This window comes from Candidatus Epulonipiscium sp. (genome assembly GCA_012519205.1).
GTDB lineage: Bacteria > Bacillota > Clostridia > Lachnospirales > Defluviitaleaceae > JAAYQR01.
In genome coordinates, this window is record JAAYQR010000011.1 from 57,720 (window position 1) to 70,856 (window position 13,137).

The following is a 13,137-nucleotide window of genomic DNA, read 5'->3' on the forward strand; positions in this document are numbered from 1 at the left end:
TCCTCCTTACACTTTAATAATTGACTCTCTTGATTTTCTTTTATATTTCTTTTGCATTATTAACTACTAAATCAACGGCTTTCCTTATTTTGATATCTTCTCTTACTGTTTCCTTTTCTGCATCTCCCACTGTACTCTTTAATTTATCTAATTCCATTTGATATTGTTCAGCCATTTTCTTAAATTCATCTTCTAATTCTTCATCACTAACTTCTATAGTTTCTTCTTTAACAATTTCTTCAAGCACTAGTCTTGCCTTAACTTGGAATTCTGCATCAGAACGGAAGTTTGCTTTGAAAGTCTCCATGGTCTGTCCTGTAAACTGGAGGTATTGTTCTAAAGGAAGCCCTTGATATTTCATTCTCATGCTAAAATCCTCTGCCATTTGTTCAACCTGATTATTGACCATAACTTCAGGCACATCCATAGTAGCATTTTCAATAATCTTTTCAAGCACAGCTTTTTCTTTCTCTGATTGGGCAGCTTTTTCTTTCTGTTCTAACAGTTTTGCCTTAATATCTTGTTTATATTCATCTAGACTTTCAAACTCCGAAACATCTTTGGCAAATTCATCATCTAAAGCTGGGAGCTCTTTTTCTTTAATTTCTTTTATTTCTACCTTAAATAAAGCTGGTTTGCCAGCTAATGATTTTTGTTGGTAGTCCTCTGGAAAAACTACATTAACATCTAGGTCATCCCCAGGGTTACTGCCAATTAGTTGTTCTTCAAAATTATCAATAAAACTATGGGAACCTATCTTTAAGGAATAATCTGTACCCTTCCCTCCCTCGAAAGCCTCATTGTCTATAAAGCCTTCAAAATCAATAACAACTTCATCTCCATCTTCTACAGCCCTATCTGTTCTAGTAATAATACGGGCATTTTTATCTTGAATTTGTTTTAACTCTTCTTCAATTTCCTCTTCTTTCACTTCTATATCGGTTTTGGATACTTCTACTTCCTTGTACTGACCTAATGTTACCTCTGGTTTAGTCGTCACAATTGCAGTAATTATTAATTCTTCATCTTTTTCAATCTTTTCTACATCAAATTCTGGTTTTGATACAACTTCTAAGTTATGTTCTTTTATAGCATCTTCATATGCATCGGGAATTACAAAGTTAACAGCATCTTCGTAAAAAATACCTGCTCCGTATGTTTTCTCTATAAGAGTTCTAGGGGCCTTCCCCTTACGGAATCCTGGAATAGTAATATGATTTTTATTTTTACTATAAGCGTATTTCATACCTTCTTCAAATCTCTCTACAGGCACTTCAATTGTTAACTTAACTTGGTTATTTTCTAATTTCTCTAATTGTGAACCCATTACATTTATCCTCCTTGAACAATATTATAATCTATGCACACCATATGTAAGGCAAACATAGTACTTCTAAATTCATATATACACATCTAGGTATTATACCATATACCGGGGTATAATTCTACTTATATAATAAGTTTTTCCCATTTTTATCTCAGTTTCCAAGCCATTATATCTAATTAAAAAAGTATCGTCAAGGTACTCATATTATTTCTATTTGAATATCATAAATTTCCGCCTCAATATTGTTTTCAATGTAATCGATAACATTTTGTACTATTTGATTTGCATGAATCATACTACCGGTTACGCAAGCAAAACCAATCACTCCATTTTGATGTGAATCCTGCATTTCTATTTCGGCAACGGATACGTTAAACCTGTGCTTGACCTTACTAATGATACTCTTTAAAATCGCTCTTTTTTCTTTTAAGGAATTCACCCAGGGGGCACGGAAATAGACTTTGCATGTTCCTACAATCATATTAACCCTCATCTCATAATCAATCTAAGATTTTATATTATCATATTCCCTAAAAATAACAAGGTGCTCATTGCACAAAAACAGAAATAATACAATAATAAAAAAGATGACATATAAGATGCCATCTTTTTTATTATTGTATTATTGTATTATTGTAATTGATTTGTGCTTCCAGCCATTTGTCTTTCTTGAGCTTCAATCATTTTTTTAACCATGTATCCACCAACATAACCAGCTTGAGCGGATGTTAAATCTCCATTATAACCTTGTTTCAAAGGTACTCCAAGTTCATTAGCAACTTCAAATTTAAATTGGTCTAAAGCTGCTCTTGCTTCTGGAACTGCTTTTCTATTTGTGTTGTTATTAGCCATTTTTTTCACCTCCATGGTAGTATTATGTCTCTTTTTGAAAAATATATTATCTTTTTCTGTTGGAATTTAGAACCATTTTCAAGTTTTTGTAGTTCCAAGTATTGCATATGAAAAACAAGGCGAATTTTGATATAATGATACCACAATAATTGTTTTTATATACAAGGAGGAAATTTCATATGGCTTCATCCTACGCTCATCAATTCTACGAACATTCATTTCTAAGTATTTATCAAAGTAACATTGAAAAGAAACTTCAGCAAATCGATTTATTTCTTAAAACTTCCCCTGAAAAACTAAATATAATCACAACTTCCCAGTTACTAAACATTAGTGAAAAAGAGGTTATTAGCATTATGTCAAATAACAATATAGACAAAATAACCCCTGCCTCTTTTTTTATGATTATGGTTCAAGGGGGCAGCTACATATGTGGTCTTTTAAAGCGTCAACTACAGAGAGGAACAAAAACAGTCTATACGAAAGAAGATATTTCCTATATATATCAACTTAATCCCGAGAAAATTGAATTTGCCCTGGAAAAATCCAACATAAAGCAAATTACCTCTGAAAATATTAAGACATTATTTGAATACATACCTATTCAGATTTGGCAATAAATAAAATAGATTTTATTTTATAATCTAAAAAAGTGCTATAATGTTATTTCAAATATAACTTTATAGCACTTTCTTATTAATTTTGTTTTTCATTATTCTCCCAGTGATGACAGGCTACAAAATGTCCCGGTTTTACTTCTACGAGAGCAGGTCTTTGGGTCCTGCATCTTTCCGTCGCTCTAGGACATCTATCTACAAACTTACAGCCCTTTGGAGGATTAATGGGACTTGGCACATCTCCTTGAATAGCAATTCTTTCCCTGTTTCTTTGTACCTTTGGATCCGGTATCGGTATAGCGGAAAGCAAAGCCTTAGTATAGGGATGAAGGGGATTTTCGTATAATTCGTCACTATCTGCCAACTCCACTATAGAGCCTAAATACATCACAGCCACCCTATCCGATATATGCCTTACCATCGAAAGGTCATGGGCAATAAAAAGATAGGTAAGTCCTATTTTTTTCTGGAGTTCTTCTAATAAATTAACAACCTGCGCTTGTATGGATACGTCAAGAGCAGATATAGGCTCATCACAAACTATAAAATCAGGATTTACCGCCAAAGCTCTTGCAATACCGATTCTTTGCCTTTGCCCCCCACTAAATTCGTGGGGAAAACGATTCGCATGTTCCCTATTTAATCCCACAAGCTCTAGGAGTTCATGAATTCTTCTTGTTCTTTCATTTCCTTTTAAGAGTCTATGAACATCTATTCCTTCGCCTATAATATTAGACACTAACATTCTAGGATTTAAAGATGCGTATGGATCTTGGAAAATCATTTGGGATCGTCTCCTGAATTCTTTTCTATCCTTTCCCTTAAGGTCATATATATTTGCTCCGTTAAACTCCACACTTCCTGAAGTAGGATTATAAATATTAAGTATGGTACGACCGGTTGTTGATTTACCACACCCTGATTCTCCTACTAATCCGAGGGTTTCTCCTTTATATATATCAAAAGAGACATCATCCACAGCTTTTAAATATACCTTTTTATCAATTTCAAAGTATTTTTTAAGATTCCTAACTTTGAGTAGGACTTCTTTATTTTTGCTTTCCATGACTAGTTTGCACCCCCTTTATCCTTGGTTACAGGATTATCTACTTTAGGTGCTAACTCATGGTTAAGCCAACATGCCGAATGGTGGTTTTCCCCTATCTTAAATTGTGGGGGCATTTGCCTTCTACAAATATCCATAGCATGTTCACATCTATCTGCAAAGGGACAACCTTTGGGAGGAGCAAATAAATCCGGTGGCGTCCCTTCTATAGAATCTAATTTTTTGTTTTCTTTTTTTATGTCTAATCTAGGGACAGATTTCAATAAACCCCAGGTGTAGGGATGCCTAGAGTTATAGAAAATTTCGTCCGTTGGTCCACTCTCTACTACCTTACCACCGTACATTACAATAATTCTTTGAGCTGAGTGGGCCACAACTCCTAGATCATGGGTGATTAATATGATTGAAGTTTTAATTTTTTTCTGCAAATCCCCCATTAGGTCTAAAATCTGTGCCTGAATGGTTACATCTAATGCCGTTGTCGGTTCATCGGCTATCAGTATCTGTGGATTACATACTAAGGAAATAGCTATCATTGCCCTTTGTCTCATCCCTCCTGAGAATTGATGGGGGTACTCGTTAAATCTATTTTCAGGATTGGGAATCTGAACCATACGAAGCATATTCAATGCCTTATTCTTTGCCTCGTCCCCTCGTATATTTTGGTGTTTTTTTAATCCTTCCATAATCTGTTTTCCCACAGTCATCGTCGGATTTAAGGAGGTCATCGGATCTTGGAAAATCATACCTATTCGACTTCCCCTTATTCCTTGCATTTCTTTATCCCTTTTCTTTAATATATCTTCACCATTAAATAATATTTGTCCGCCTTTATACCTTGCAGGGGGCTCCGGATTGAGTCTCATCAATGACTTTGCCGTAACAGATTTACCAGAGCCCGATTCTCCTACAATAGCTAATGTTTCACCCTCATAAAGGTCAAAGGATACATCTCTTACTGCCTGAACTTCCCCGGCGTAGGTATCAAAAGATACCTCTAAGTTTTTAACCTCTAGTATTTTTTTCATTGACTCACCTCCTATTTTCTAAGTCTTGGGTCTAGGGCATCCCTTAGACCATCGCCTAATAAGTTAAATGCAAGCATCGTTAAGCTAATAGCTATAGCCGGAATAATAAGCTGATGAGGGAATTGTCTAAATATCTTTGCCCCTTGATTTGCCAGTACGCCCCAAGAAGCAAAAGGAACCGGAACACCTAATCCAATAAAACTTAAGAACGCTTCTGCAAAAATCATTTTAGGAATCATCATAGTCATATCAACAATAATAGGACCCATGGCATTGGGAATGAGATGTTTCAAAATAATTCTTTTTGAGTCGGCACCTAAAGTTTTAGATGCAACAACATATTCTGAATGTTTAAGTCTCATAACTTCACCCCGAACAATACGGGCTGTTCCCATCCATCCTGTTACAATCAGTACAATACTTATGGGTTTAATACCCGGGTTCATCACTGTTAATAATAATATTGTATAAAGCATGTCAGGTACTGTCATCAATATTTCAACGATACGCATTAAAATATCATCGACCCTACCACCGATATATCCGGAAATTCCTCCATAAACTATTCCAAAAATAGATGTTATAAATACTGAAATGAATGCAATAAAGAAAGAAATTCTTCCGCCTTCCCATAGACGGGTAAATAAATCTCTGCCAAATTCATCTGTACCAAACCAATGTTTAGAATTAAACCATTTTACTCCTTTGGTTTCTATGATTAAGTTTGAACCTTTCTTTTCAAAGGTAATTCCTCTAAAATCCGAATCTTTAGCTAAAATTTCTTCTGATTCTTTATTTAACTTGTCTACGATACTACCCCATGTATCAGTATCAACTATATCAACTACTATTTGGTATTCCTTTTTATCTCCTTGCCAAGATTCTTCGGCCTGGTTGCCTATCTTAAATCCTACTTGCCCCGCAGATTGTAGTTGAACCTTTCTTAGAATAACCTTGCTTTTTCGATAATTAGGAATGTATTTTTCATATTTAAAAACTTCATTTGACAGGAGGGAAATACTCCTAGCATTGCTCATAATAGGAGTCTGATTTTGCTCGGCCAAATTTTGTTTTTCGTAGGTGTGGCCATATAAAGACTTTGTTATTATGGGTCCTACTAAAGACATAAGAATTAAAAAAATTAAAATCAAAAAAGAAGTTATTGCTATTTTATTTTTCTTTAATCTCCTATAGGCATCTTTCCAATAAGATAAACTTGGTCTTTTTATTTCCCCTGCGGCCTTTAGATTTTTGCCTATGTGTCTAAAATCGTCCTTATCCAACTGCGTATTAATCATCTATTTCCCTCCCTCCCCTGAAATTTTAAGTCTAGGATCTATTAATCCATAGATAATATCTACTGCTAGCATGGAAGTAATAATAAGCGTAGCATAAAAGATAGTAATACCCATAATCATAGGATAGTCTTGTTCAGTAATCGTCGAAACAAAATACTCCCCTAATCCAGCAACAGCAAAGATTTTTTCAACAACAATTGACCCTGTAATTAATGCTGCAAACAAAGGACCTAAGACTGTAATTATAGGCATAATGGCATTCCTTAATACATGTTTCCATACAATTTGAAATCTTGCTAACCCCTTAGATTTAGCCGTACTAATATAATCTTGCCCAAGAACTTCCAATGTAGTTGTTCTCATTAGCCTAGAAATTGTAGCCAAAGAACTTAAGGCAAGGGTAATTGAGGGAAGTATCAAAGACCACTGGGTTTTATCTACTGTTACAGGGAACCAGCCTAGTTTAACCCCAAAAACATAAGCTAAAATAGGTCCTAAAATAATAGAAGGTATGGATACTCCGATGATTGCAATAAAAATCGATAGATAGTCCCATGTCCTTTGGTGATTAAGAGCTGCAATTATGCCTAAAATTACTCCGAATATTACAGCAATAACCAAGGCTCTCCAACCTAATGAGAACGATTTGGGAAAACTTTGTTTAATCATATCCGTTACAGAACGTCCAGGATATTTAATAGATGTTCCTAAATCTCCCTTAATAAGATTCTTCATATATATGAGATATTGTTCAGAACGGGGCTTATCTAATCCATATTTTACCCTTAAAGCTTGTTTAACTTCCGGTTTCAACTTTGGATCCGTAAATGGATCATTAGGTAGGGCATGCATTAAGATAAAAGTAAGGGTTGAAATAACCCAAAGAGTAAGCACCGCCATCAAAAGACGTTTTATAATATATCTTAGCAAGTCAATAACCTCCTATCTTTATTTTTTATATTAAGAAAGGTATATGATATATAGATTACCAACCAAAAGCCTAATTGATTTAACCCTACAATGTTGGAAATCTATTTAAGAGAACCAACTTTAAGTATAGTGATTAAATTTAGTCCTAAAGTTGGTTCTCTATATACATATACCTTTCTCTTATTATCTTAAATTACATAAATTTATTTTTGTTTTTCTGCATTTTTTGCAGCCATATCAATATCTGCCCAGTAAAAGTCAGTGGTTGCCCCAACCCCTCTTATTACAGCCCCTGATACATAATTTTTAAATGTAAAATGTACATTTCTAAAGTATTGAGGTGCTACAACTGCATCGTCTATAAGTGTTTTTTCTGCATCATACATATATTGCATACGTTTTGTAGGGTCAATTTCATTTTTAGCTGCTTGAATTAGTTTGTCATATTCAGGATTATTGTATTTTCCACTATTATTTGGATTAATAGATTCAAATAGATCTAAGAAAGTCATTGCATCAGGATAATCCGGACCCCATCCAGAAGCAGACATTCCAAATTCTCCTTTTTGTAGTCGTGTTAATCTTTCTGACCATGGAAGTGGAACTAGATTTACATTAATGCCTACTTCTTTCCAGTCGGCTTGAAATTTTTCACCAACCTTTTGGTCAATATCTCCATCTCCAATTAATAAATCCATTGTAGGAAGTTCACTCATGCCTAATTCCTTAAGTCCTGCTGCTAAGGATTCTTTAGCTTTTTCTTTATTATTATCTTGGAATAATTCTATTCCATTTTCTTCACGGAATGTCTTTTCAAGACCTGGAAAAATTTCTGGAATAATTGCCAATGCCGGCCTATCCCCTAAGTTGATTTTTTCAACAAAAGATGTTCTATCCATAGCATACATCAATGCTCTACGGATATTTTTATTCTGAGTAATAGGATTATCGAAATGATTAAACTCAATGTAGAACACACCATAGTCAGGACGATTAATCATTGCCTGTAGGTTTAATTCATTCAATGTAGCCATATCTTCAAAATCCGGCACGTCTTTAGCTTGAATTGCAGAGCCGTCTAGTGCTCCAGTTTTTAATAAATTGGTTCTAGTTTCTACGTCATTAACCATTTTCATATTAACAACATCAATATTGATGTTATCCTTATTCCAATAATGTTCATTCTTAACTAATTTAAAGTTGTCTTTATGTGCCCATTCTGCAACTTTCCAAGGGCCATTAGCAAGGAGTCCTTCTGCTTCTATACCATATTTATTAGCGGCACTTTGCTCTTTATAAAAATCTTCTTTAACCGGAGCATAGACAGCAAATGCTGTTAAATTAGGGAAATATGGTGCAGGAACTGCAACCGTAATTTTGATATTATTACCGTCTTTAACCGCTTTTACATTTCCCCAAAGCTCATCTTGTTTAGCTTCAAATTCTGCTTTTTCCTCATCTGTCATTTTTTCCATACGGGCACCCTGCTCATCCTCATTAAGATTTGCAAAATCCGGGTCTTTTTCTGTTAAGAATGTGGTCTTTGTGTAGGCTGCATAATCAGCTGCCCCCTCAATATAATCTGAAATCAAGAAACTATATGCTCCTGTTGTATCCATGGCCAATCTCCACCCGAAGAATAAATCTTCAGCTGTAACTAAACTTCCATCAGCCCATTTTGCGTCGTCTCTCAGTTCAAATGCATAGGTATTGCTTGCTTCGTCATAGGTATATCCCTTAGCAATCCCTGGTTCTAAACTACCGTCATCCTTACCAAATCTCATTAAACCTTCCATAAACATGTTCTCAACCTGAATATCTGGTTGTCCCCACATTTGTTGTGGATCTAAGGTTTGAGGTTCAGAAGATAGATAATAATCTAAAACTTTTTCGCCTTCAAATTTTGTATCCTTATTTTCTTCCTTTACTTGTTCCCCAGCCTGTCCAACTGTTTGTTCTTCTTCTTTGCCACAACCAGTTAGGGCAATACTAAGAACCATAACTATTGCTAGGCTCATAGCCCATAATTTTTTTAGTCTCATTAGGAATCCCCCTTCTTATAGTTTAGTTTAGTGAATAGTTAAAAACAAAAATTATTATATCACCAAACCTATTTTTTTGCAATTTAATTATTCATGCGGTATTTTTTTTGAAGGTGAACCTTTATCATAATTATGGATATAATGCAGGATTTACTTCATTTATTGTCTTTATAGCTCATTTATCCTATTATTTTTAACCTTTTGGTAATTACTTATCACATGTTTTACTGGATTACCTTTAATGTGTTAATATTCTAAAATAACCTTCTATTTTACTAACTTCATTTATCTTAATATTTGACATACACTCAAGCTTCTGATATACCAAATAAAAGAATATCAATATAAAAATACTTTAATTTACTTTTAAAAATATCAATTATGCAATATAATACTAGAAAAGGCTAATTCATATATTTCAACAATGGGGAGGAGTTATTCTATGGAAATCGAAAAAAAATATTTAGTAAAGAACATACCCGCTAACCTTCATCTATATGAAAAAAAAGAAATTATTCAAGGGTATATTTCTATTGATCCAACAATTAGATTAAGAAAAAGCGATGATGAATACTTCCTTACAATCAAAGGTAAAGGACATTTGAAAAGGGAAGAAATGGAGTTTCGCTTAACTAAAGAGCAATTTGAGAATCTTTGGGCAAAGGTGGACTCTGCTACTATAAATAAAACTAGATATTATATTCCTTTAGAAAATAACTTAATAGCAGAACTTGATATATACCATAAGGATTTAAACAATCTTCTTACAGTTGAAGTGGAGTTTGATTCTGAAAAAGCCTCTGAGTATTTTATTCCTCCAGAGTGGTTTGGTGAGGATGTAACCCATGATAGCAGATATAAAAATAATAATATTGCTGTTTACGGTATTCCAAGAAGATAATAAGAAAAGCTTTATGGCATGGGCCATAAAGCTTTTCTTATTATAGTGCGGATGAAGGGAGTCGAACCCCCACGCCAAAGGCGCTAGATCCTAAGTCTAGTGCGTCTGCCAATTCCGCCACATCCGCATATTCAAATTATAAGCTATGAGCTACCCGGGACTCGAACCCGGGACACCTGGATTAAAAGTCCAGTGCTCTACCGGCTGAGCTAGTAGCCCACAGTTGGCTGGGTAGGAAGGATTCGAACCTTCGCATGCAGGAGTCAAAGTCCTGTGCCTTACCGCTTGGCGACTACCCATCAATAAGGGTGAATAGTGGGATTCGAACCCACGGTCTCCAGAGCCACAATCTGGCGCTTTAACCAGCTAAGCTATACCCACCATATCTCTTAATCATTTTATATACGTGCCTGCAGGGATTCGAACCCCGGACACATGGCTTAGAAGGCCATTGCTCTATCCTACTGAGCTACAGGCACATATAAAGCGGGTGATGGGAATCGAACCCACGTACCCAGCTTGGAAGGCTGGTGTTCTACCATTGAACTACACCCGCAAATGGTCGGGGTGACAGGATTCGAACCTGCGACCTCTTGATCCCAAATCAAGCGCTCTAGCCAAGCTGAGCCACACCCCGTTTTGCCGACAACGATTATTATATATGATTGATAGAAATTAGTCAATACTTTTTTTAAAATGTATTTGTCCCTTTTTTATCATTCTTTCTTTATACCATCCATAGTCGACTTAATTCATTGTCTTTTTTAATGGCCATTATAGCAGGTTCAACTTTTCCTTCCTCTTCTATCTCTATTATTCCAAAGGTAGGATATATAATACCTCTAGGCTGACTAATGCTTCCCGGATTAAAGAGAAGCATCTCACCATAATTTTCTATCAGAGGCATATGGGTATGACCGAATAATACTATGTCTACCTCTTTTTCTTCACCATAATAACCTATTCTATCATAACCCCATTTTACATCTTGCCTATGGCCATGGGTCATTAAAATCTTCTTATTTGCTATAGGTATTATTTTTTCTTTATGAATACTGCCAAAATCACAATTACCACCTACATAATGTAAAAGCAAACTAGGAAATTCTTTCATTAATTTAATAGCATCTTTTTCATGATCGCCTAGGTGTATAATAACATCTATTCTATCCTTTAGTTTTTGTATGACCATTCTAGGGTAGTAGAGGGAGCCATGACTGTCACTTAAAATTAAGAGTTTCATTTGGTTGTATCCTCCAACCTACCCTTTAATAAATCTTTCATGTTTTCTAATGCCTTTGCCCTATGACTTATTTTATTTTTAAGTTCTGGGGGAATTTGAGCTGTTGTCATATTGTATTTTGGAACATAAAATATGGGGTCATATCCAAAGCCATTTGCCCCTCTTATTTCATTTCCAATCCTTCCTTCTATCACTCCCTTAGTAGTAATAATCCTTCCATCAGAAAACCCTGCAGCTATTACGCATACAAATCGGGCAGTTCTCTTTTCATCTGGTACTCCTTTAAGCATATCTAAAATTTTATTGTTTTTTATATTATAAGGTGTATCTTCCCCCATAAAACGTGCCGATGAAATCCCAGGTTCACCATTAAGATAATCTATCTCAATTCCAGAATCATCTGCCATAACAATACCTTTGCTGTGCTTCATAATCTCTTTTACTTTGATTATTGCATTTTCTTCAAAGGTAGTTCCATCCTCTATGATATTAATATTTATCCCCGCTGCTTCCATTGATATGATTTCTATGTTGAGATCCTTCATTATCTCATTGATTTCTATAATTTTTCCTTTGTTCTTTGTTGCAAACACGATTTGTTCCATCAAAAATTTCCTCCAATAATATCTGCAATTTCTCCTAAGGCCTCTTTTTGCTTCTCTATTAATTCACTCGTACCTTTTTTCCCTAAGTCAAGAAGCTTATTAAAGACTTCATGGGAAAATGGAGATCTTTCACCTGTCCCCTGGACTTCTATATACTCACCTTTTTCGGTCATTACTAAATTCATGTCCACTTCTGCCCTACTGTCTTCTTCATAACATAAATCCAATAGAGGAATTTCTTCTACTACTCCAACACTGATAGCAGAAACAAAATTTCTAATCGGCATCTCTTTTATGACTTCTTTTTTCAAAAGCAAATTACATGCATCGGCTAAGGCAACAAAGCTTCCAGTAATAGACGCTGTTCTTGTCCCCCCATCTGCTTGGATTACATCACAGTCTAAAGTGATGGTCCTTTCCCCTAATATAGTAAAGTCAATAACTGACCTTAAGGCCCGTCCAATCAGTCTTTGAATTTCTACAGAACGATTATTCATTCTTAATTTATTAATATCCCGTTGATTTCTTACTCCGGTAGATCTTGGAAGCATGGAATATTCTGCTGTTATCCAGCCTTCGCCACTACTCTTCTTAAATAGGGGAACCCTCTCTTCTACACTGGCATTACATATAATCTTAGTATCCCCCATTTCAATAAGTACGGAGCCCTCGGGATATTTAATATAATTACGGGTTATTTTTACTGTTCTTATTTGGTCATACTTTCTTTTATCAATTCTCTCCATTCATCTTTCATCCTTTCTTCTAGCCATTCTTCCTTGCTATAAGATTTTATTATCGTTCCCTCAGGAAGGTAATCTTCTTGCCCTTCTATAAGTACTGTAATATTTTCCACTCCTGAAATAGCAAAACCGGTATCTAAAATTTGGTATACAATCCACTGCTCAGTCAAGGTTCCCCCATAATTTTTAATATCCTTTGAAATATTTAGATACAGGCTACTATTTTCAACACGAATATCCATTATCTTTACTTCCTTAGGGATAATACTTTCCTCTACATTAAAATTATTACCTAAAAGATCTTCAAATAATTCCTCTGCTTGCTTCTTAGTTACGTTAATTTGATGAATAGATACCTGTTCTTTTTGAATTGAAAATGCTGGGGATACGAACATAAATCCCATAAATAACAAAATAAAAAAATATGTTGGTTCAGCCATTTTACCCCTCCTTTATATTTTACCATTTTATACCACAAGGGGGGT

At 34.9% G+C, this 13,137-nt stretch carries 14 protein-coding genes and 7 tRNA genes; 2 read left to right on the plus strand and 19 right to left on the minus strand.

Annotation, left to right across the window (positions count from 1 at the left end; genetic code table 11):
* Window positions 1-40: 40 nt before the first annotated feature.
* The 3 genes from GX308_03405 to GX308_03415 all read right to left on the minus strand — a co-directional run bounded on the left by GX308_03405 (window position 41) and on the right by GX308_03415 (window position 2,179).
* Window positions 41-1,327 carry a trigger factor gene (locus tag GX308_03405; protein NLK21140.1) on the minus strand — a complete coding sequence of 429 codons (1,287 nt, stop codon included), beginning with the start codon at window positions 1,325-1,327 and terminating at the stop codon, window positions 41-43.
* Window positions 1,328-1,526: 199 nt separating this feature from the next.
* Window positions 1,527-1,808, minus strand: a complete 282-nt coding sequence (locus tag GX308_03410; GenBank protein NLK21141.1) for a DUF503 domain-containing protein — start codon at window positions 1,806-1,808, stop codon at window positions 1,527-1,529.
* A gap of 149 nt (window positions 1,809-1,957) precedes the next feature.
* Window positions 1,958-2,179: an alpha/beta-type small acid-soluble spore protein gene (locus tag GX308_03415; protein NLK21142.1), complete on the minus strand. Its 222-nt coding sequence runs from the start codon at window positions 2,177-2,179 to the stop codon at window positions 1,958-1,960.
* A gap of 179 nt (window positions 2,180-2,358) precedes the next feature.
* Between GX308_03415 and GX308_03420 the strand changes: the two genes are divergently transcribed.
* Window positions 2,359-2,799 (plus strand): hypothetical protein, encoded by a 441-nt coding sequence (locus GX308_03420; protein ID NLK21143.1) that lies wholly within the window; start codon window positions 2,359-2,361, stop codon window positions 2,797-2,799.
* 76 nt (window positions 2,800-2,875) lie between these two features.
* Here the strand turns inward: GX308_03420 and GX308_03425 are convergent, their stop codons facing one another.
* From GX308_03425 to GX308_03445, 5 genes are all read right to left on the minus strand, one after another.
* The gene (locus tag GX308_03425; GenBank protein NLK21144.1) at window positions 2,876-3,862 is read right to left on the minus strand and encodes a dipeptide ABC transporter ATP-binding protein; all 987 of its coding nucleotides are present in this window, start codon (window positions 3,860-3,862) and stop codon (window positions 2,876-2,878) included.
* A 2-nt stretch (window positions 3,863-3,864) separates the two neighbouring features.
* Window positions 3,865-4,890: an ABC transporter ATP-binding protein gene (locus GX308_03430; GenBank protein NLK21145.1), complete on the minus strand. Its 1,026-nt coding sequence runs from the start codon at window positions 4,888-4,890 to the stop codon at window positions 3,865-3,867.
* Window positions 4,891-4,901: 11 nt separating this feature from the next.
* Window positions 4,902-6,188, minus strand: coding sequence for an ABC transporter permease (locus GX308_03435; GenBank protein NLK21146.1), 1,287 nt, complete (start codon window positions 6,186-6,188; stop codon window positions 4,902-4,904).
* The gene (locus GX308_03440) at window positions 6,189-7,118 is read right to left on the minus strand and encodes an ABC transporter permease (GenBank protein ID NLK21147.1); all 930 of its coding nucleotides are present in this window, start codon (window positions 7,116-7,118) and stop codon (window positions 6,189-6,191) included.
* Between the two features lie 203 nt (window positions 7,119-7,321).
* A complete protein-coding gene (locus GX308_03445; protein ID NLK21148.1) occupies window positions 7,322-9,160 on the minus strand; it encodes a peptide ABC transporter substrate-binding protein in 1,839 nt (612 codons plus the stop codon).
* Between the two features lie 424 nt (window positions 9,161-9,584).
* On the opposite strand from GX308_03445, the gene GX308_03450 reads away from it, so the two are divergent.
* Entirely contained in the window at window positions 9,585-10,061 is a 477-nt protein-coding gene (locus GX308_03450; protein ID NLK21149.1) for a CYTH domain-containing protein, read from the plus strand.
* Window positions 10,062-10,107: 46 nt separating this feature from the next.
* Here the strand turns inward: GX308_03450 and GX308_03455 are convergent.
* From GX308_03455 to GX308_03505, 11 genes are all read right to left on the minus strand, one after another.
* Window positions 10,108-10,188, minus strand: a tRNA-Leu gene (locus GX308_03455).
* Window positions 10,189-10,207: 19 nt separating this feature from the next.
* Window positions 10,208-10,280, minus strand: a tRNA-Lys gene (locus GX308_03460).
* A gap of 5 nt (window positions 10,281-10,285) precedes the next feature.
* Window positions 10,286-10,360 (minus strand) — tRNA-Gln (locus GX308_03465).
* A gap of 8 nt (window positions 10,361-10,368) precedes the next feature.
* Window positions 10,369-10,442: transfer RNA gene (locus tag GX308_03470), tRNA-His, on the minus strand.
* A gap of 24 nt (window positions 10,443-10,466) precedes the next feature.
* Window positions 10,467-10,540: transfer RNA gene (locus GX308_03475), tRNA-Arg, on the minus strand.
* A 6-nt stretch (window positions 10,541-10,546) separates the two neighbouring features.
* A tRNA-Gly gene (locus GX308_03480) sits at window positions 10,547-10,617 on the minus strand.
* A gap of 3 nt (window positions 10,618-10,620) precedes the next feature.
* Window positions 10,621-10,698 (minus strand) — tRNA-Pro (locus GX308_03485).
* Window positions 10,699-10,788: 90 nt separating this feature from the next.
* Window positions 10,789-11,304 carry a metallophosphoesterase gene (locus GX308_03490; protein NLK21150.1) on the minus strand — a complete coding sequence of 172 codons (516 nt, stop codon included), beginning with the start codon at window positions 11,302-11,304 and terminating at the stop codon, window positions 10,789-10,791.
* Complete coding sequence (rdgB, locus tag GX308_03495; protein ID NLK21151.1) at window positions 11,301-11,909, minus strand: RdgB/HAM1 family non-canonical purine NTP pyrophosphatase; 609 nt, start codon at window positions 11,907-11,909, stop codon at window positions 11,301-11,303. The genes GX308_03490 and rdgB overlap by 4 nt, the downstream gene beginning before the upstream one ends.
* A complete protein-coding gene (gene rph / locus GX308_03500; GenBank protein ID NLK21152.1) occupies window positions 11,909-12,655 on the minus strand; it encodes a ribonuclease PH in 747 nt (248 codons plus the stop codon). The genes rdgB and rph overlap by 1 nt, the downstream gene beginning before the upstream one ends.
* Entirely contained in the window at window positions 12,619-13,092 is a 474-nt protein-coding gene (locus tag GX308_03505; protein NLK21153.1) for a GerMN domain-containing protein, read from the minus strand. The genes rph and GX308_03505 overlap by 37 nt, the downstream gene beginning before the upstream one ends.
* Window positions 13,093-13,137: the final 45 nt, after the last annotated feature.